We start from the raw sequence: 21856 nt of genomic DNA, 5'->3' as shown, positions 1-21856 counted from the left end.
TTCCCGTATCTAGTTTTAAATCATTTTCTGTATGTTTGTACATTGACCTTATTTATATTACACAATTAATTACTTTCAGGTCAAAAACAGAAAAAATCAGATGACATCAAAATTTTCATTTTTACAAACCAACTATCCAGAGCTATTCACAATCAGTGAATTATCTGAAAAGTTATATTACATTGATCCAAGCTCATCCTTGGCTAAATCTCGTTTGTTTTCTGAAAAAATGGCAAATTTAATTTGGCAATTTGAAAGTCTGGGACCCTTTGATGGAAATCAGCTAGAGCGAATTAATCAATTGTTTTACAATAATTGCATTCCGGAAGTTGTAAAAGACTTATTTCATGCTGTTAGAAAATCTGGAAACAGGGCAACTCATGATGGAAATAGTACGGATTCAGAAGCTTTATTTGTTTTAAAAAAATGTTATCAGTTAGCCAGATGGTTCCACGGAACCTATGAGAACACTCTTTTAGAAACAGAAGATTACTTACTTCCTGAAAATGACCATAAAATAACAATTGACGCCCTTAATAATGAATTAAGTAAACTGTCAAAAGAGGTTATCGATTACCAGTCCAAAATAGCTTCTTTTAATGCTACCCCGGATATCATCTCCAGGAGAAAAGAAAAATCAAATCAAAATGCAAATAATATTAATCTTGACGAAGCAGATACAAGATTATTACTAATAGACAAACAATTAGTTGATGCTGGCTGGGACTGTGATTCAATTTTAATAAATTACAAAAACAATAGAACACTTCCTGAAAAAGGCAAAAATAAAGCTATTGCCGAATGGCCTTGTAATGGTAAATGGGCTGATTACGCTCTTTTTGTCGGAACTGAACTATATGGTATTGTCGAAGCAAAAAAATATTCAACTGATATTTCAACAGATTTACGCCAGTCCAAAATTTATGCGGAGCGATTAGAACTTTCATCAGACTTTAAAACTCTGGGAGAATGGAACGCATTTAAAGCTCCATTTTTATTTTCTACAAATGGCAGAACATACCTGGAGCAGATTAAAACCAAAAGTGGAATCTGGTTTTTGGATATCAGAAAAGATCGTAATAAAGCTTATCCTTTAAGAGGCTGGTTTTCACCGGAGGGAATTGTAGAACAATTTTCCAGGGATGTTGAAAAAGCAAACGCCCGATTAGAAGAAAGTGATTATGATTATTTACAAAATAAAAACGGATTAGGCTTACGTTATTACCAGATAGATGCTATAAAAGCGGTTGAAAATAAGATCATCAATAATCCGGATGATAAACGTTCTCTTCTGGTCATGGCCACCGGAACAGGAAAAACAAGAACCACTATTGGTTTTGCCTACAGAATGATAAAATCAGATCGTTTTAAACGAATTCTTTTTTTAACGGATCGAAGATTATTGGCCAGTCAGGCACTGGGGAATTTTAAGGATAATAAAGTAGAAGACATCAATACATTCTCTAACATTTATAAAATGGAAGAAATGAAAAATGTTATTCCTGAATCTGAAACCCGTTTGCAATTTGCAACTGTGCAAAGTATGGTCAAACGATTATTCTATTCTGAAAAAGAACTACTGCCCATTGACACTTATGACTGTATTATTATTGATGAAGCACACAGGGGCTATAATTTAGATAAAGAAATCAATGAAGAGGATTTAACTTTTAAAGATGAGAACGATTATGTTGGGCAATACAAAAGAGTAATCGAATATTTTAATGCTTACATACTTGGCTTAACGGCAACTCCTGCGTTACATACAACTGAAATTTTTGGAAAACCTGTACATAATTATTCGTATCGTGAAGCTGTAATTGACGGATTTCTGACAGATCATGAACCTCCCTATATCATTAAAACAAAATTAAGTGAAGAAGGTATACTTTGGGAAAAAGGAGAAAAACCAAAAATATTAAATTCTGAAACCAATCAAATTGAAGAGCTTGCAGAATTGGAAGATGAACTACATATTGAAATTGAGCAATTCAATAAATTGGTAATAACAGAATCCTTCAATCGTGCAGTAATTAAAGATTTAGTTCAAAGATTAGATCCTGAGGGCGATGAAAAAACATTAATTTTTGCTGTTCGTGATAGCCATGCTGATTTAATTGTACAATTGCTTTTTGAAGAATTTGAAGCTATCGGAGTAGAAGTCCCTCAGGACGCCATACAAAAGCTTACAGGCAAAGTATACGACGTAGAAAACTTAACCAAACGTTTTAAAAACGAAAAGTTCCCAAACATAGTCGTTACTGTAGATTTACTAACTACAGGTATTGACGTGCCTCAAATAGTCAATTTAGTATTTATACGTAGAGTACGCTCGCGTATTTTATTTGAACAAATGTTAGGCAGAGCTACGAGATTATGCCCTGAAATAGACAAACAATTCTTTAAAATTTATGATGCTGTCAGAGTTTACGAAGCTTTGGAAAATTACACTCAGATGAAAACAGTTTCAAATCCTTCTATTTCTTTTCAAAAATTGATTGAAGAATTAGAATATATTGATACACCTGAACGTGCTAAAAAGCAATTGGAACAAATTGTAGCTAAGCTACAGCGCAAAAAGAAACAAATTAATCAAGGTCAACTTGAACAGTTCATGTATTTGGCAAAAGGCGATTCTCCTGAAGAATTTATTGAAAATCTATTAGAAATTGAAGATGATAATATCAAAAAGGTATTAGCCAATTATGTCAGCCTTTGGGATTTTCTGGATAAGAAAATATACCAGCCAAAGATGCAATTAGTGTCAGAGCATTTAGATGAAGTTACCGGAATAGAACGGGGTTATGGAAAAGCTGAAAAACCAGAAGATTACATACAAGGATTTAAAAAATTCATTGAAGAAAATCGCAATCAAATAGTAGCTTTAAAAACCATTTGTACAAAACCAGCTGAACTGGATCGCAAATCACTAAAAGAACTAAAACTACTGTTAGATCAAAAAGGTTACAACGAAATTACCTTGACCACAGCCTGGAAAACGGTTAAAAATGAAGATCTGGCAGCCGATATTATTTCTTTTATTAGAACGCTGGCATTAGATACCAATTTGATAAGTCATGAAGATCGTATTAAAAACGCTGTAAATAAAGTAAAAAATAGTCGTTCCTGGAATGTTACTCAAATCAAATGGCTTGATCGTTTTGAAAAACAATTGTTGGTAGAAACAGTACTTACAAAAGCAGATTTAGATACCAAACCTTTTAGTGATGAAGGTGGATTTACCCGTTTAAATAAAATATTTGAAAATGACTTAGAAAACATATTAGTTGTTTTAAATGAAAATTTATATACTGCATAAAATTATTCTCTGTCTAAAAGAAAAACAAAAACAATAATACCATAATAAATAATTTGAGGAATCTCCTCGCAATAAATAAACAATGAGCGCACAAGAAATAGCCAACAAACTCTGGAATCTTTGTAATGTATTACGTGATGATGGTGTAACCTATCACGAATACTTAAATGAGTTGACCTATATTCTTTTTTTAAAATTAAGTGAAGTAAAAGGTTTTGATGACAAAATTCCAGAAGAATATAAATGGCAATATTTTGTAAAAGAACATGATAACAACGAAGCTTTTGCACGTTACCGTGAATTTTTAGCTACTGTAAGTACAAAAACCGAAAGCAACAGCATAAAAGAAATATACAGCAACGCCTCAACAAGTTTACGTAAACCTGTAAATTTTCGTTCACTAATTACTGCTATCGATAAGTTAGATTGGTACGAAGAAGACGATCGTGATGTCATGGGAGACATTTACGAAAGTCTTTTAGAAAAAAATGCAGGTGAAAAGAAAAGCGGCGCCGGACAATACTTCACTCCTCGCCCATTAATTAATATAATGGTAGACTTAATGGCACCTAAATTAGGTGAACGCTGGACAGATCCTGCAGCTGGAACTTTTGGTTTTATGATTTCTGCCGATCACTATTTACGAAGTAAAACAGATAGTTATTTTCATTTGTCTGAAAAAGACAGACATTTCCAGACAACTCAGGCTTTTTCAGGTGTGGAGTTAGTTCCTGATGCGCATAGATTAGCATTAATGAATGCTCGTTTGCATGGAATGGAAAGTACCATTTATCTAAACGACACCTTAACTGAATTTGGTAAAAATTTAAAAGATTTTGATGGGGTTCTAGCAAACCCTCCATTCGGTACAAAGCAAGGAGGTGAACGACCTACCCGTGACGATTTTACATTCCCCACTAGTAATAAACAACTCAACTTTTTACAACACATTTACCGTAGCCTAAAAAAAGATGGAAAAGCTAGAGCCGCTGTTGTATTACCGGATAATGTTTTATTTGAAGATGGCGATGGGCAAAAGATACGTCGTGACTTAATGGATAAATGTAATTTGCATACCATTTTACGTCTACCAACGGGAATTTTTTATGCAGCGGGCGTAAAAACAAATGTTTTATTTTTTACCAGAGAAAAAACAGAAACCAACAATACCCAAAATGTTTGGTTTTATGACATGCGTACCAATGCTCCCAATTATGGTAAACGTACCCCATTTACCGAAAAAGCTTTTGAAGATTTTGTTTTCGCATATACTGGCGGAATACCATTTAATAAAGTAGAAAAAGAATATGATGGTTTAGTCTCTGATGAAAAAAGAAAAACCATAAAAGACGAAAGATGGCAAAGTATTTCTCGTGCCGAAATCGAAAAAAAGAAGTATAGCTTAGATTTAGGTTTAATTGCTGACAGTTCTTTGACTAATTCTGATGAGTTAGGCGAACCTATTGATATTGTTAGAGAAGCTTTATTAGAATTACAAAGCATTACAGAGCAATTGAATGCCATGATAAAAGAATTGCAGTAATGGCAAGTAGAGGAGATATAAACATAGATGAAGTACAGCCAAAATTATTTGATGGCTGGAAAAAACTGCGCATTGAAGAAACATTGGAAAAATCAGGATCATTTACAAAATTAAAATCGAAAGATTATTTTGATGAAGGTCAATTTCCAGTAGTTGATCAAGGAGACAAATTTATTTCAGGATTTGTAAATGATGAAAACTTACTTTACAAAGGAGAATTGCCAATAATTATTTTTGGTGATCACACTCGTAATGTTAAATATATTGATTTTCCTTTTGCTACTGGAGCTGATGGAACAAAGATTTTAAAACCAAAAGCATTTTACAATTCTAAATTTTACCATTATTATTTTAAAAGTTTAAAAGTTCCAAATCTTGGATATAGTAGACATTTTTCAATATTAAAAGAAATAGAGTTTCCACTCCCACAACTTGCAGAACAAAATCGCATTGTAGTAAAGTTAGATAGACTTTTTGCCCAACTGGAAGCTATAAAAACCAGTCTGAAAACTATTCCTTTATTGCTTAAGGATTTTCGTCAAAAAGTGCTTACGGAGGCGGTTACTGGGAAATTGACTGAAGAATGGAGGAAAGCGAAAAAGTTGGACGAATGGAAAAATGAATTTTTAAATAATATTTGCAATTCGATAACAGATGGTGACCATCAAGCCCCTCCACAAGTTAGTGAAGGAGTGCCTTTTTTAGTAATATCAAATGTTAGTAAGGGATACTTTGAATTTGAAAAAGTATCAAGATTTGTTCCTAAAGAATATTTTAATTCTTTGAAAGACAGTAGAAAACCTAAAACTGGCGACATATTATATACTGTAACAGGATCTTACGGAATTCCTTTACTTGTAGATTTTGAAAAAGAATTTTGTTTTCAAAGACATATCGCAATATTAAGACCTGATAATAATAAAATTTTATCAAGTTTTCTGAAATTTTCACTTCAATCAGATTTGATGTTAAGTCAAGCACATAACGTAGCAACTGGTACTGCACAATTAACAGTTCCATTAGGTGGAATTAAAAGATTTGAAATTAATTTGCCTTCATTAGCAGAACAACAAGAAATAGTTCGTCGAGTAGAAAGTGTATTTACTAAAGCCGACACTATTGAAGAACAATACAAAAGTTTAAAAGCTCAAATAGATACTTTGCCACAGTCAATCTTGCACAAAGCGTTCAAAGGCGAGCTTACGGAGCAATTAGATAGTGACGGTGATGCAAGGGAGTTGTTAGAAGAAATTAAAACACTAAAATCAGAAATTAAAAAGAAATCAAAATGAAGATTAAAAAGCTTTGGGTTTCAAAATACAAAAACATAGATAATCAATTATTCTTGTTTGAAGATAGTCCTCTCATAACTCTTCTTGTTGGTCAAAATGGACTTGGAAAATCTAATCTACTAGAAGTAATAACTTGTATTATGAGAGAGTTGGATTTAGCCAATAATGAAGAACAACTTACCACTAAAACAGATAAATTTTTCTTTGATTTCGAGATAATATATACAAGTAATGATAATGAAGTAGAAATAATAGCTAGAGATCAATCTTTAAATATTTATGTTAAAGAACCTGGTGGTGAAAAATTAGAAATCTCATTTAGTTTATTTAAGAAAAATAAAGGATATTTTCCTGAAAACATAATAGCTTATTATTCTGGAGAAAATAAACGAATAAAGGAGCTTTTTGAAGTTCACAAAGAAAAAAGAGAAAATACTTTAAAAAGAAAAGCAACTTCAACTGAGGTGCCTATTTTAGGAAAGCTCTTTTATGTCGAAGAAAACTACGGACAAATCCTTTTTCTAGTATTATGGATTATAAAAGAACTGGCAGATTATAAAGTTTATGTCGACCAGCTTTTTGCTGAATTTTCAGGAATAGAAAGAGAAAGCTTAGTCCAAGTAACTCTTTGCAATCCTATTTTTTATACTTATGGAAAACAGAAAGGAGTCGAAGATTTAGAAACAAATGGCTATACTTATGAAACCATATGGAATTTAAATGGAGAAGTAGAGCAATTAGTTAAAATACTCTATAATAATCAAATGGGAAAAGCTGCCCCTACCATGTATAGAGATTCAGAAGAAATAACGGAAAAAAAAATAGATGAATTTATTATACTTGACAAACTTAATTTTGACGAATTAGCTATCTCCTTATTAGAATATTTTGGATCGGTTCTAAAAATATTTGATGTTTTAGAAGCAGCATATAGAATAGGTATTATTTATAAAATTGGTTCGTCACTAAATAAAAATGGAGCCTCTATCCAACATGATTTCTCAGAATTAAGTGAAGGTGAACAACAGCTGCTTACTATTATGGGGCTATTACTTATTACGGGAAAATCAAATACTCTTTATCTCTTAGACGAACCAGATACTCACTTAAATCCTCAATGGCAAAGAGATTATACTTATTTATTAAAAAAATTTGATATTCAAAATGCTAACAGTCAAATAATAGTTTCAACTCATAGTCCTCTTATTGTTCAATCTGCTGAAGAGGCAGATTTGTTTCTATTTAAAAAACAAGGTAATTCAGTTGTGATTGATAAGAACCTACATAAAATACATAACTGGAGAATTGACCAAGTTTTGCAAAGTGAATATTTTAATTTACCCAATGCTCGTCCCAAATACTTAGATGAATTTATGTTTAAGCGTTTAGAGATAATTGAAAAAAGAGAAGTCACCGAAGAGGATAAAGTTGAATTAAAGAAATATGAAAATGCTTTTAATGTATTACCAACAGGAGAAACATTAACTGATATAAAAACTTTAATAGCTATAAATAAAATTACTGATCGATTTGAAATATGATACAGTTAAAAAGATTTAGAAAAATTCCACGAGTAGAAGATAGATATGGTGTTTGTAAAATTACAGAGGCTAATTTTGAACTAAGTAAGCTTTACAATCTATTTCCAAAATTATATGATCTAGGACTAATCAAGTTCGAATTCGATAGAGATATCTACTCTCATGAAAACATAAAAGATCAATTAATAAAGCAGCAGCATGGAAAGTGTGCATTCTGCGAACAGCATATACTTTCATTAGATTATGGTGATGTTGAACATTTCAGACCAAAAGGAGGATATGTGCAAAAAAATGAAAGTATTAAATACCCTGGTTATTTCAGACTAGCCTATGATTTTAAAAATCTGATGTTGTGCTGTAAAATTTGTAATCAAAGGAATAAGAAAAATTATTTCCCAATCAAGAATATAACAGAAAGAGCCAATATAAATAGCAGTAAACTTCCTAAGGAAAAACCATTTTATATTAATCCTTATCAAGAAAACCCAACAAATCTTATTTGGTTTGATAAAAATGTTGCAACAGGAAAAGACCGAAATGGAAGAGGAAAAAAAACTATAGATTCTATTGGACTAAATAGAAAATCAGATGGAACTTTTAGTGATTTATTTGAAAAGAGATTAGAAAAATTAAAACCAATTGAATCAGTATATAAAATTGCAAATCTTCCTTTAAATAACGGAATAATTAGTAATGAAGAGATTTTAGAAAATGTTGAACTTTTAAAGGAACACAAAATGAAAGAAAAAGAATTTTCCGCAATGATTAATGATAATTTTCCTTTATAAAAGATGATTTTATGACTGAATTTAAAAATGTAAATTTATATGATTGGGTTGATTTTTTTAAATCAATAACCGTAGCTATTGACTTAATCGGTCAAAACAAAAAAAATAGAAACACTAATTTAAAAGAAATGGCAAAAAATGTGTTTGGTGAAACACATGCTATTTACACATACCCTGAAATAGATCCTTTTTCATTTATTTATACGCTAGCTCAAAGAAACACTACCAATCAAAAAAATAGTGTTTTCCAATTATGTATTGACGTTTTTGAGCTAAAAATTAAACTACCGACGGATTGGTACTTTCCGACACCTACACCGCAAACAAAAAGTCTATTTTATAACAAAGGAAAATACGCTGATAATAATGGAAATGCTTTTTCCGTTGATATTCTTTGGGATTTATTTTCAGATATTGTAAATGATAAAAATCTTAACGAAAATAATTTTAAAGATATTTTGTCGATAGTAAATGTAGGAGTGGTAAAATTTACTCAAACACTTTTTCTTATAAATGCTAAAAAGTTTCTACCCATTGACGAGAGAACTACAGCAATATTACCAAACTCAAGTAATCCAACAAAAGAAATAAATAAATTAGGTCTCGCTAAATATCAAGAATTTCTTATGTTCTACAATAAAACATTTCCGGAATGTTACCCATATGAAATTAATCTGTTCTTAAGTCAATTTACAGGAAATGGAAAACAAATTGCTCTGAAAAAAAACTTCTGTCAGGTAAGCACTATGGTAGATGGTCAGAATAAAAGGGATTATTACGATGATTTTATTCGAAATAATGCAGTTCGCGCAGGTAGTTCAGGGGAACATAAAACAAGAGGTGGTGAATATCCCTTAGAAAAAGTTTTTGATGGTGACATAGTTTTAGTTAGAAGAGGAACTAAAAATATGGCTGGTATAGGAGTTATTATAGATAATGAATACTTAGAAAATGGCTATGACGATGATAAAGCAATTAAAATTGTTTGGATTAATAAGTCGCAAAGAAAATTAAATAATGCGCTAGGTGACTGGACAGGATTTAATATTGCTACACCAAATACAATTCAAAAAGTTAAAGAAGTTTATAGTGATACTTTTGAGCTAATAGATTCATTAACAAAATCAAATAGTAATACAATATCAGATAAAAACACTCCAAATAATATGGCCAACGATAATTTAAATCAGATTTTATACGGTCCTCCAGGCACTGGAAAAACACATAAACTTCAAAATGAGTTTTTTGAAAAATTTACTCTTAAAGCTTCATCATTATCCAGAGATCAATTTCTTGAAAATTTAGTTTCAGAATTAAGCTGGTGGCAAGTTATAAGTATTGCTTTGTTTGATTTAGAAACTGCAAAAGTTAATGAGATCTATGATCATGAATTAATCAGAATTAAAGAAAAATTATCTGCTTCAAAGACAGTAAGACCTACAATATGGGGACAATTACAAAGACATACCATTTTAGATTGCCCGTATGTTAATGTAAAAGACAGATCAGAGCCACTATATTTTAGTAAAGACAAAGATTCAAATTGGACTATAGATACTGAATTATTAAACCAATATTATCCAGAAGCACTAGACATTTTAGAATCTATTCAAAACTTTACAGGAAATGAAGGAATAATTGTAAAAAACTATGACTTTGTTACGTTTCATCAATCATTTAGCTATGAAGATTTTATAGAAGGAATTAAGCCTAAGTTAGAAGATGGAGAAACTGAATTAAACTTTGAAATTAAAGATGGGATATTCAAAAAACTATGCTTAAAAGCAGAAGCTGATCCAGATAGTAATTATGCCATTTTTATTGATGAAATCAATAGAGGGAATGTTTCTGCAATTTTTGGTGAATTGATTACCTTAATTGAGGATGATAAAAGACTTGGAGCAAAAAATGAACTCAAAATAAAATTACCTTATTCCAAGAGAGAATTTGGAGTTCCTTCTAATCTTTATATAGTAGGAACGATGAACACCGCAGACAGAAGTGTAGAAGCCTTAGATACCGCTCTAAGAAGACGTTTTTGTTTTATTGAAATGATGCCTGATCCAGAAGTTGTCTCAAGGAAAAATTTTACTGATTATGATAGAGTTCAAATAATGAAAAAAATTAATCAGCGAATAGAATTATTGTTGGATCGTAATTACACTTTAGGGCATTCTTATTTTATTAAAGAAGATTTTGAAAATTCTTTTAAAAATGAGATTATCCCGCTACTCCAAGAGTATTTCTATAATGATTGCGGCAAAATAGGTTTGGTCTTGGGAAAAGGATTTGTGAGAGAAAAAGAAATTTCAAAAAACAAGGATAAATCGATATTTGCAGATTTTGATACTAAAAATGATATTGATCTAATTAAATCATATGAATTAATTCCTTTTAACGAGATTGATTTTAAAAATGCAATAGAAACATTATTAGCTTAAAAATGCTAAAAGAAAATACCATACAAGTTTTTGAACACAGTTTTCTTCCTGTAAAAGGAAAGTTCGAACAACGTCATTTTGTGGCTCTTTCAAATCTAAATGCATTGCATAATTATCAGTATTTTGATCTAAAACACAATGGTGTAGTATTTAAACAATTTGTGGGTGTTATTCAGGTTGATGGCCTAACAATCGAGATCCTCCCTAAAATAGACAACCACAATGAAGATGAAGCCATATGGCAAAAAGCTTTAATAGAAATGCTTCGTGTTACAAAAAAACTGAAAGTACAAAAAGTCGATCAGGCAAATGTCAACAGACAAAACATTCATTTGCTAGACCTTTATTTTGAATGGTTTTTGAATGAAGTTCAAACCTTAATTCATCAGGGATTAATCAAGCAATATTATAAAGAAACCAGTAACGTAAAAGCATTAAAAGGCAAACTGGAGTTTTCGGGACATCTAAGTAAAAATTTAGTTCATAAGGAACGTTTTTATACCACACATCAGGTTTACAATAAAGATCATCTGGTACATCAAATTCTGTTTAAAGCATTAGCTATTGTAGAAAAATGCACCAAAGGCAATTATTTATATTCCAAATGCAAAACCGTTCAACTGGATTTTCCGGAGGTAAAAAATATTTCGGTTACTGAAGCCACTTTTTCTAAAATTCCTAAAACCAGAAAAACGGCTCCTTATGAAACTGCGTTAGCAATTTCAAAATTCATTATCTTAAATTTTGCACCCAATATTTCAAGTGGTTCAGAAAATATGCTGGCTTTATTATTCGATATGAATAATTTGTGGGAAGAATATATTTTGGCCAGACTAAAACAATCTGATAGAGATGTAAACGTTTACGGTCAGCTATCAAATCCTTTTTGGAATGGTATTTCAATACGACCTGATATTGTTATCGAACATCAATCAGAAAAATTCATCATCGATACAAAATGGAAAAACATTTCTTATAGCAAACCTTCAACACATGACTTACGCCAAATGTATGTATATAATGATTATTGGAAGTCTACAAAAGCAATGTTACTCTATCCGGCAAAAAAAAGTCATTTTGATGGTTTTGTAAAATTTCAGGATCACCATATTCACGAATATGTCATGCATAACGAAGAAAAAATCAAGCAACATGAATGTGGCCTGGGAAAAATTTCTATTTTCAAAGAAAACACAACTGATTTAAATGACAAAATTGGAAATGAAATTATTAAGTGGTTTACAGCGGAAAAGTAAAACGCTCATGATTTCAACTAAACTTGTATGAAAAATTGTACTTTTGTTTCAAGAACAGAAAAGTGAAGCACATCACTAAATGATGTATTTTACCAAAACTATATTTTTTTTATTCGTAATTATTATCTTTGAGCTATGAGCACACAAACAAAACCAAATCACATCGGGCGAAAAATAAGCCGTATTCGCGAACTAAAAGACATGAAACAGGAAGCATTGGCGCAGGCTATGGGAACCAATCAGCAGGCGGTTTCGATTATAGAAAACAGCGAGACGATTGACGAAGAAAAGTTAATTGAAGTAGCAAAAGCTTTGGGTGTGACTGTGGAGGCCATTAAGAACTTTTCGGAAGAGGCAGTTTTAAATATTATTGGCAATACGTATCACGACAATGGTATCGTTAATGCCGGAACTAATTATAATTGCACTTTCAATCCCTTAGATAAATTAATGGAATCAGTAGCCGAAATCAAAAGCCTGTACGAACGTTTATTACAAGCCGAAAAAGATAAAATCGAATATCTGGAAAAATTATTAAAAGGAAAATAAACTTTTACAAGCTACAATAATAACAAAAAGAGAGACCCTTGAGTCTCTCTTTTTGTTATTATTATATATTTAGCATCTTTAGCTTCTTCTCTGTTCCAATTATTTTTTCTCAAAATAAAGATAACTCGTCCCACTACCCACATTACGTAATCGTACCAACGAATTGTTGAACTCAAACAATTTCCAGTTCGTATTCAATTTGGAAAGTTCTGTCGAACTAAACGTCAACTGTACTTCCCGCAAGCCATATTGTACGGTGCTTTGCCACTGCCCTGTTTCGGTCGCTGCTCCTTTCGTAGCGACTACCGAATAGTCATTTTTAAAGACAAACGAATACCCGCTATAAGAGGCTGTTTTATCGGAATCGGCAAAATAATACGGAATTTCCCAGGAACCACTGGTCAGGGTTGCGGTGAAATCGAGTGGTGTAATGTTGTTTTCGGGGCAGTAATCGATCGCGTATTTGATCGCGTTTTCGAAGTCGGAATTGTTCGTAATCGCTTTTGTCTGATTCTTGTAATCGGTAACCGAGATCGGATATTGCAGGGCGATGTACTGACTGGCGTTCAGGTTTTTGATAAAATTGAAAAAGGCCTGATCGCTCGCAATCGACACCGAACCGGCGATCTGATTCGCGCTGTTATAGGTGTTGATTGTAATCGGATAATTGATGTTGAGTCCGTTGATTTTAGACAACAGGTCCGGGTACATGTTCCAGTAATCGATTAGGTCTTTAAATTCCGTTTCGTTCGGAATCACTTTCTGAATGTAGTTGTAGTACACCATCGTGACCGGAAAAGTGATTTTGACAATATCATCATCGTAGTTGTTCGCGTTGATATTGTCGACTACTTTTTGATAATCGGCCGTGGTGTTAACCGCAATGGTAGCACTATTGACCGTCACGGTATACGGGAGTTTTATGGTACAGTACGTAGAGCCGTCGATGACATTGTCCTGCACGGTGGGTACCATGGCCACCCTTTGCAGATAGGTTGTAAGCGGAGACGTATTGGTAACGGTTCCCTGTACATAATCGTTCTGCTCTTCTGAATCGCTCTGACAGCCAGACAAGAACAGTACAAGGATAATGGATAGATATTTTTGGAAAGGCAACATAGTGATATTTTTACAAATGTAATAAAATTTAAGAAACTGTTTTTTAATAAATTCGTCCTCAAAGGTTTCTGTCCCCTGGTATGTACTAATTTATCAAAAGGGAATAGTATTTATACTCCTATAGAACAATCTTATTTGCTTTTACCCTACTTATACTAAAAACAAATACTTTTGCAGCATACCAATTGAAAATTGAAATGCCAGATCAAAACCAATCCAACACTTGTGATGAAATCGTTTTTTCGACTTTTTTTAAAAGTCACGTCAAAGCGCTTCGGAATTTTCTTTTTTATAAATTTGGCAATAGCGACCAGGCCGAAGATGTCGCCCAGGAAGCTTTTGTAAAGCTCTGGCAAAACTGTGCCTCGGTACCTCTCGAAAAGGCGAAGTCGTATCTGTACACCATTGCCAACAACAGCAGCCTGAATGCCATTGCCCATCAGAAAGTGGTTTTGAAATATGAAAAAGACTTTACCGGCCTCGATAAAACCAATGAAAACCCCGAATACCTGCTGGAGGAAAAACAGTTTCAGGCCAAACTCCTGAAAGCGATTGAAAACCTGAACGAAAAACAGCGCGTTGCTTTTCTGATGCACCGGATTGACGGAAAAAAATACAGTGAAATTGCCCTGGAGCTCGACATCAGCGTCAAGGCCGTAGAAAAACGCATTCATCTGGCTTTGTTAAGCCTGCGTAAAGAAATAGATTTATAAAAGTAGGGTAAATGGAATCCCGATTGTTTTACTAACATAATACGAGTACAATGAAAGAAAATCGCTTATTGGCAAAATGGCTCAGCAATGATTTGACTGAAGAAGAGCTGGCCGAATTTAAGGCAAGTCCCGATTTTGAAAGATACGAGAAGATAAAAAGGTATACCGAGCATCTGGAGGTGGGTGAACTGGACGAAAATGCGATGTTGTCGAACATTTTGAGTCAGAAAAAAGCAACACCAAAAGTGGTTCCACTCTATAAAAAATGGGCGTTTCGTGCCGCAGCGATCTTTGTACTGGCGCTTGGGATTACCCTGGTGATGCAATTTGTACTGCCACAGACGCAAACGGCTGGTTTGGGAGAAAAAACCACCTTTTCGTTACCGGATCACTCGGAAGTAGTCCTGAATTCCGGTTCCGAAATACACTATAAAAAATGGAACTGGGACCACCACAGGCACCTCGAACTACAGGGCGAAGCGTATTTCAGGGTAGCGAAAGGCCGCCGTTTTGAAGTGCAGACCAATCTCGGAAAAGTAACGGTACTCGGAACACAGTTTAATGTGAAAGCCCGAAAAAACAGGTTTGATGTGGTGTGTTACGAAGGACGCGTAAAGGTCAATTATGCCAACACCCAAATCCTGCTGACGCACGGACAAAGCGTGAGTTTTGAAAACGGGAAACAAGTCAACAGAAACATTGTTGCCAGTCAGCCGGAATGGATGAACCATCAGATTTGTTTTTATAAGGAAAACATCAAAAGCCTCCTGGAAGAAGTCGAAAGACAATACAACATTAAAATAGAATTGCATACCAAAGATACGACCGCTTTGTTTACCGGAAAATTACCGGCCAATGACCTGACCGTAGCTTTGCAGATTATTAGTACGACGTATTATTTAGAAGCCAGAAAAGGCGCTGACGCTAAAATAATTTTTGACGAAAAATAAATGTTGCTCCCCAAACAAGTTCATTTTTTGTTTCTCCCCTTTTTCCTTGTCCTGAATCTTTTTGCTCAGGACAAAGGAAAAGTCATGCCTTTTCAGAAAATCATCATTGCTATCGAGCAACAGCATCAGGTGAGTTTTAATTATACCGAAGATCTTATTGCCGGACTGCAATGCCTTCCGCCCAAAAAATCACTTTCGTTAGACCAGAAACTACACTATCTGGCGCAAAGAACGCATTTGTCTTTTGAAAATATCGGCAACCGCTTTATTAATATTTATAAAAAAGAAAATGCAGCTCTGTTGCTCTGTGGTTACGTTTTTGACGCTGCGGATCATAAACCGATTGAAAATGCGAATATCAGCTTACCGAATGGTACGCAGATAGCCACGGATGTTAACGGGTATTTTGAGTTTGAACAAGGTGACGTTACTGCTTTTCTGATCAGTCATGTCGGATTTATGACCCAAAAAATAACGGCGGATGATGCCAACGCCGATAATTGTCTTCAAATCGTACTGGAACCTGAAATTACGGAACTCGAAGAAATCAGGGCCAGTGCGGTGTTGGCCTCGGGCATTTCCAAAAATACCGATGGTTCCTTTGAAATCAAACCCAAGAAATTTGGAATCCTGCCGGGGCTTATCGAACCCGATGCCTTGCAGACCATGCAGCAGATTCCGGGCGTCAACAGTCTGGACGAAAGTGTGTCGAGCATCAACGTGCGAGGTGGTACGCACGACCAGAATTTGTTTTTGTGGAACGGCATACGCATGTTTCAAACCGGACATTTTTTTGGTTTAATCTCGGTTTTCAATCCGAATCTGGCACACACCATTTCGATCTATAAAAACGGAAGTTCGGCTTTTTACGGCGAAAGTGTTTCGAGTGTGGTCGCGATTTCCTCCACTCCGGAAACCGCAGAAAAAAATAGTTTCAGCGCCGGAATCAATATGATCAATGCCGATGTATACGGCAAGTACAATCTTTCGAAAAAAAGTTACATCGAAATTTCGGCCCGTAAATCGATTACTGATTTTTTAGAGACACCAACCTACAAGGAATATTTTAATAAAGTATTTCAAAACACTACCATTACCGATTTTGCCCAAAACCACGATGTGGATTATCACAGTGACAAGAAATTCGGTTTTTATGATGCTACGCTGAAATACGCCCAAAAAATAGGCTCCAAAGACCAGATTGTACTGGACTTAATTACGATAAAAGACAATCTGGAAGTTTTTCAGAGTGCCACCTTCTATGCCATCAACCGATCGGAAAACAATGTGCTACGCCAGCAGAACTATGGCGGTAATCTGTCCTGGAAAAGAAACTGGAACCCTTTTAATACGACTAAAATTAATATCTACAACTCGTCGTACGAACTGCTGGGCAACCAGAAAACAACCAATGCCAACCAGACCCTGATTCAGGAAAATACCGTAAACAATAATGGGTTTAATGTAGAAAACAATCATACGCTTACTCCTAAATTTAGTTTTAACAATGGGTATCAGTACAATGAAATAGGCATTACCAACTTAGAACAGGTGACCAATCCGGATTTCTACCGCAGGGTCAAAGACGTCCTGAGAACCCATGCCCTGATCCTGGAAGGAAAATACAACGACACCCTCTCCCGACTCTCCCTGAAGGCCGGAGCGCGGATTAATTATATTGAAAAATTTAAAAAATACAGCGTAGAACCGCGCCTGCAATTGCGCTACGGCATCAGTAAAAGTGTCAGTATGGAACTGCTGGGCGAACTGAAAAGCCAGAATTCACAACAGATTATTGATCTGCAAAAAGATTATTTCGGTATTGAAAAAAGGCGCTGGATCATCTCCAATAATACCACTGTCCCAATTCAGCGAAGCAGGCAGGTCTCGGTAAATGTATGTTACAAAGAAAACGACTGGCTGCTGGATATCGAAAATTTTTATAAAAAGGTCAACGGCATCATTACTTCGAGCCAGGGGTTCCAGAATCAATTGGAGTTTGTGCGTACCACAGGCGATTATGAGGTTTTGGGCACCGAATTCCTGATTCAGAAAAAAATCAACCACTTCCTGACCTGGTTCAGTTATACCTACAATAAAAACAATTACCATTTTCCGGATTATGAATACCCCACTTTTCCGAACAATTTTGAGCTGACGCATACTTTGTCGTGGGCTGCTATTTATGAGAAAAACAATTTTAAGATTGCCCTAGGCACGAAATGGTCTTCCGGCAGGCCCAAAACTTCTGCCGATGTTTCGCAAATAGATCCTTCTGCTCCTGTACTGGTGTACAACAAACCCAACAATACCAACCTGCACATCTTTTCGCAGGTGAACCTTTCCGCTACCTACAAGTGGGAAACTGCGAATGGCATTCAGTACAAAGCAGGCCTCTCGATCCTGAATATCCTGAACCGCAAAAACGAAATCAGCGAATATTACCGCATCAGTTCGCTAACCAATTCCATTGAGGAAGTGGAAACTTTCGCACTGCAAAGAACTCCGAATGTGAGTTTTAGAATTTCTTTATAAAGCTGTATTTCAGTCTTTTGTAAAGCTTTACTTCCCTTTTTTTACTTTTTTTTAATAAAATATCGATTCTTTGGTAGGGTAACCTGCTAGGAGGCTGTTTTATTATCAGTTATGGGTTATGAGTTTTGAGTTAGAAGTGAAAGGTCTATAGTTTATAATCGTGAAAAGTGAGAATAAAGAATATAGAACAAAGATCTGAGACTGAAAACTGAGACTGAGACTGAGACTAAAAACTCATAACTCTTAAAAATCAATTAAAAATTTAAAAACCATGAAATTAAAACAAACTACATTCGCATTCGTTGCTCTTATGGCAACTACCTTTTTTGTAAGCTGCAGCAGTGACAGTGATGGGGACACGCCGCCTCCTGTTACGCCGCCGACAGTTGTTAAAAAAGAAATCTCCCTTTCTACCAGTGCTACTTTAGGTTCTTACCTTTCGGATAAGGATGGAAGATCATTGTACTTTTTTGCCACGGACGCCAACGGACAGGCTTCTTGTACCGGAGGATGTGAAGCGGTATGGCCTCTTTTTAACGTCGATAATCTGACGGCTGATAAATTAGGTGACGGACTAAACTTAGCTGATTTTGGAACGATCACTACGGCTTCTGCCAAAAAACAAGTGACTTATAAAGGCTGGCCATTGTACTACTATGCACCGCTTTCTTCGGGTGACGGGTATGGCGGTGCCGGAACGAATGTACCGGAAGCGGCAGGTAAAACAACCGGTGACGGTGTGGGCGGTGTCTGGTTTATTGCCAAACCCGATTATTCGATCCTGGTGGTAAGAAGCCAGCTGGTGGGCCATGATGGTAAAAACTACAAATCCGATTATACGGTGGGAGATGGTGTAACGACTTATTTTACAGATGCAAAAGGAATCACACTGTATACGTTTAAAAACGATAATTTCAAGAAAAACAATTTTACAAAAGCTGATTTCTCCAACAATGCGGTTTGGCCGATCTATGAAACCGATAAAATTGTAGTGCCTTCCGTTCTGGACAAAACTAAATTTTCTGTGATTACCGTATTTGGTAAATCGCAACTAGTGTACAACGGCTGGCCTTTGTATTATTTCGGACAGGATGCCAACGTAAGAGGCGCCAATAAAGGAATCAGTTTCCCTGCTCCTGGCGTTTGGCCGGTACCGGTGAAAGATTCGCCGCTTGCGATCTAAGCAGTAGCATTTTCTACTGATTAACAGCAACATTCTATCTCAAAGGAGTCCGGTTTTTACCGGGCTCGTTTGAAATAAAAGAGCCTTACTTCTACCTGAAAATTAAAGCATCATTATGAAAAGAAAAAGAATCCTATTTATCATCGCGGCCGTACTGATCGTGGCTTCGGCGGGTATTTATTTTTATTACGGATTTCTGTTTAAGGAAGCCCGCAATATAGCTGCAGAAAGTCCTGATTTTAGTATTACAGCCGGAAAATTACTGGAAGAATACAACGCTGATCCGAAAAAAGCGGATGCCCTGTATCTCAATAAAACCATTGCCATCACGGGTACCGTCACCAAAGAAACGGATTCGGTAATCACGCTCGAAAATACTGTTTTCTGCCTGTTTACCCGAAAAATAAAAGAAAAACAGCTCGATCATAAAGTAACCGTTAAAGGCAAATGTATCGGTTATGATGAACTTTTTCAGGAAGTGAAACTCGACCAGTGTACCCTTAATTAACCCCCACAATTATTGTAATTATGAAGAAATATTTAGTCCCAATCTGCCTTTTTCTGGCTACCATGGCCTATTCGCAGGATGATCTGCTAAAGGATCTCGATTCGACTCAGGTAGAACCTACCTATTCGACAGCCACTTTTAAGGCTTTACAGCTGGTTACTTTGCAAACGACCAAAATGGCGGCAAAAAAAGAATTTTATTTTGTAGTCTCTCACCGTTTTGGTACCGTTAAAGACGGTTTTGACAGTTTTTTTGGTCTTGATAACGCAACCACAAAACTGGGTGGTATTTATGGTGTGACCGACTGGTTATCGGTAAGTCTCTCCAGGCATACCCTTAACAAAATGTACGAAACCGGCGTGAAATACCGAATGGCACGACAAGATGCTAATTTCCCCGTAGATATTGTCGGATACAGTGTGGCCGATATCAATACTTTTTTGGAAAAGGATCAGTATCCGGGACTGGAATTCAAACATCGTATGACGTATGTACAGCAATTGCTGGTTTCCAGAAAAGTAAGTGAAAAACTTTCGTTAGAGTTAGTGCCGTCCTTCATTCATAAAAACCTGTATAATCCGGCCATCGAAAACGACAATCAGTTTTCTTTTGGCGGCGGAGGACGTTATAAAATCACCAAAAGATTATCGGTGAACTTAGAGTACATGCACAACTTTGACACCCCTGACTTTTACAAAAACCCATTGTCAGTTGGTCTGGATGTAGAAACCGGCGGGCATGTCTTTCAGCTGATCTTCACCAATTCACAAGCAATGAGCGAGAGCGGTTACCTGACCAATGCCTCCGGCGACTGGGGCAAAGGGGATTTCTTTTTCGGATTTAACCTGTATAGGGTGTTTTAAGAATTGGATAATTTGATAATTTGATAATGGGATGATTGGATGATTGGAGAATTTGATAATGGGAGAATTTGATAATTGGATAATTGGATAATTGGATGATTGGACGATTGGAGAATTAGATAATTTGATAATGGGAGAATTTGATAATTGGATGATTGGATGATTTGATAATGTTACAATGAGAGATTTTACAAACGCCTAACACTTAAAATCTACCCTCAAACTCATAACTCATAACTCATAACCCTTAACCACAAATAAAAACAACAACTATGAAAAAACTAATAGCCCTTACTCTGCTGCTGGCAGCTTTTACGAGCTGCAGCAGTTCTGATACCTATGAAGATATCGCTACGCCACCCCCAACCGGAACACCTAATCCGGATCCTACAGTTGCTTTTAGCTATAGTAAAAATGCAAAAGCGATTATAGATGCGAATTGTGTCAGCTGTCACCAAAGCGGAAGATCGGCTTCTTTCAGGCCTCTGACTACGTATGCAGAGGTGAAAGCTGCGGTTGAAAATGCCGGTTTGTTAAACCGAATTCAGCTGCAGAATGGCCAGCAGGGCATTATGCCTCAGGGTGGAAGAATGTCTCAGGCCAATATCGATGTGATTGTGAAATGGAATACGGACGGACTTAAAGAAAATTAATCATCATGAAAAAAACAGTTCTTTTTTTCTTCCTTTTACTGGTGATTACTGTTGTACCTGCAACTGCGCTGGCACAAAAGCTGATCACCAAAACAGGAAGTATCAAATTTCAGGCTTCCACGCCTTCCAATGAAGAAGTGGCTGCCGAAAACAAAAGTGTCTCTGCGGTTTTAGAGACTTCTACCGGGGATTTCGCGGCTTTGGTCCTTATCAAAGGGTTTCGTTTTAAGGTGGCCTTAATGGAGGAACATTTCAACGAAAATTACATGGAATCAGAAAAATTTTCAAAAGCTACCTTAAAAGGTAAAATAGAGGATTTTGACCTTTCGAAGGTGACCGGTACTGATAAAAATTTTACGCTAAAAGGAGATCTGACCATTCACGGAAAAACAAAACCGATAGCGGTGACCGTGAAAATTTCGAAAGCCGCCAACGGTGTTATTGCGATGGGTTCTTTTGACGTGAAACCGGAAGATTACGGTATCGAAATACCAAGCCTGGTGCGTAAAAAAATTGCGGACAAAATAAAAGTTTCTTACAATTTTTTATTGGTTAAATAAATATTGCCCTGAGGCCAGTCGTCAGGCTGGCCTCTTTTTTTTT

The 21856-nt window shown here is 35.4% G+C and carries 17 protein-coding genes; 16 read left to right on the top strand and 1 reads right to left on the bottom strand.

From position 1 onward, the window contains the following. The first annotated feature begins 100 nt into the window (after positions 1 to 100). The 8 genes from hsdR (at position 101) to LPB89_RS17520 (ending at position 12729) form a co-directional block, all read left to right on the top strand. The gene (gene hsdR, locus LPB89_RS17555) at positions 101 to 3319 is read left to right on the top strand and encodes a type I restriction-modification system endonuclease (protein WP_255667770.1); all 3219 of its coding nucleotides are present in this window, start codon (positions 101 to 103) and stop codon (positions 3317 to 3319) included. A gap of 82 nt (positions 3320 to 3401) precedes the next feature. Further along, complete coding sequence (locus LPB89_RS17550) at positions 3402 to 4862, top strand: N-6 DNA methylase (protein WP_230702988.1); 1461 nt, start codon at positions 3402 to 3404, stop codon at positions 4860 to 4862. Continuing rightward, positions 4862 to 6154 carry a restriction endonuclease subunit S gene (locus LPB89_RS17545; protein ID WP_230702987.1) on the top strand — a complete coding sequence of 431 codons (1293 nt, stop codon included), beginning with the start codon at positions 4862 to 4864 and terminating at the stop codon, positions 6152 to 6154. The genes LPB89_RS17550 and LPB89_RS17545 overlap by 1 nt, the downstream gene beginning before the upstream one ends. Further along, positions 6151 to 7695: an AAA family ATPase gene (locus LPB89_RS17540; protein WP_230702986.1), complete on the top strand. Its 1545-nt coding sequence runs from the start codon at positions 6151 to 6153 to the stop codon at positions 7693 to 7695. The genes LPB89_RS17545 and LPB89_RS17540 overlap by 4 nt, the downstream gene beginning before the upstream one ends. Next, entirely contained in the window at positions 7692 to 8483 is a 792-nt protein-coding gene (locus LPB89_RS17535) for a hypothetical protein (protein ID WP_230702985.1), read from the top strand. Before LPB89_RS17540 ends, LPB89_RS17535 begins: the two co-directional genes overlap by 4 nt. A gap of 11 nt (positions 8484 to 8494) precedes the next feature. After that, complete coding sequence (locus tag LPB89_RS17530; protein ID WP_230702984.1) at positions 8495 to 10924, top strand: McrB family protein; 2430 nt, start codon at positions 8495 to 8497, stop codon at positions 10922 to 10924. Between the two features lie 2 nt (positions 10925 to 10926). After that, on the top strand, positions 10927 to 12180 hold the full coding sequence (locus LPB89_RS17525; RefSeq protein ID WP_230702983.1) for an McrC family protein: 1254 nt from the start codon (positions 10927 to 10929) through the stop codon (positions 12178 to 12180). A 135-nt stretch (positions 12181 to 12315) separates the two neighbouring features. Then, positions 12316 to 12729, top strand: a complete 414-nt coding sequence (locus LPB89_RS17520) for a helix-turn-helix domain-containing protein (protein WP_230702982.1) — start codon at positions 12316 to 12318, stop codon at positions 12727 to 12729. Positions 12730 to 12828: 99 nt separating this feature from the next. Here the strand turns inward: LPB89_RS17520 and LPB89_RS17515 are convergent, their stop codons facing one another. After that, positions 12829 to 13848, bottom strand: coding sequence for a hypothetical protein (locus LPB89_RS17515; protein ID WP_230702981.1), 1020 nt, complete (start codon positions 13846 to 13848; stop codon positions 12829 to 12831). 197 nt (positions 13849 to 14045) lie between these two features. Between LPB89_RS17515 and LPB89_RS17510 the strand changes: the two genes are divergently transcribed. From LPB89_RS17510 to LPB89_RS17475, 8 genes are all read left to right on the top strand, one after another. Further along, positions 14046 to 14561: an RNA polymerase sigma factor gene (locus tag LPB89_RS17510; RefSeq protein ID WP_230702980.1), complete on the top strand. Its 516-nt coding sequence runs from the start codon at positions 14046 to 14048 to the stop codon at positions 14559 to 14561. Between the two features lie 50 nt (positions 14562 to 14611). Continuing rightward, positions 14612 to 15511, top strand: coding sequence for a FecR family protein (locus tag LPB89_RS17505; RefSeq protein WP_230702979.1), 900 nt, complete (start codon positions 14612 to 14614; stop codon positions 15509 to 15511). 27 nt (positions 15512 to 15538) lie between these two features. Next, a complete protein-coding gene (locus tag LPB89_RS17500; protein ID WP_230702978.1) occupies positions 15539 to 18046 on the top strand; it encodes a TonB-dependent receptor in 2508 nt (835 codons plus the stop codon). A 271-nt stretch (positions 18047 to 18317) separates the two neighbouring features. Beyond that, positions 18318 to 19229, top strand: coding sequence for a hypothetical protein (locus LPB89_RS17495; RefSeq protein WP_230702977.1), 912 nt, complete (start codon positions 18318 to 18320; stop codon positions 19227 to 19229). Between the two features lie 115 nt (positions 19230 to 19344). Beyond that, complete coding sequence (locus LPB89_RS17490) at positions 19345 to 19737, top strand: OB-fold putative lipoprotein (protein WP_230702976.1); 393 nt, start codon at positions 19345 to 19347, stop codon at positions 19735 to 19737. Positions 19738 to 19757: 20 nt separating this feature from the next. Next, positions 19758 to 20600 carry a DUF5777 family beta-barrel protein gene (locus LPB89_RS17485; RefSeq protein WP_230702975.1) on the top strand — a complete coding sequence of 281 codons (843 nt, stop codon included), beginning with the start codon at positions 19758 to 19760 and terminating at the stop codon, positions 20598 to 20600. Between the two features lie 272 nt (positions 20601 to 20872). Beyond that, complete coding sequence (locus tag LPB89_RS17480; RefSeq protein WP_230702974.1) at positions 20873 to 21253, top strand: cytochrome c; 381 nt, start codon at positions 20873 to 20875, stop codon at positions 21251 to 21253. A 5-nt stretch (positions 21254 to 21258) separates the two neighbouring features. Next, complete coding sequence (locus LPB89_RS17475; protein WP_230702973.1) at positions 21259 to 21813, top strand: YceI family protein; 555 nt, start codon at positions 21259 to 21261, stop codon at positions 21811 to 21813. Positions 21814 to 21856 lie beyond the last annotated feature (43 nt).

Origin of the sequence: Flavobacterium sp. ENC, assembly GCF_020991415.1 — a bacterium.
GTDB lineage: Bacteria > Bacteroidota > Bacteroidia > Flavobacteriales > Flavobacteriaceae > Flavobacterium.
Note: the sequence above shows the minus strand (reverse complement) of the source record. Positions and strands in the feature narration are given on the sequence as shown.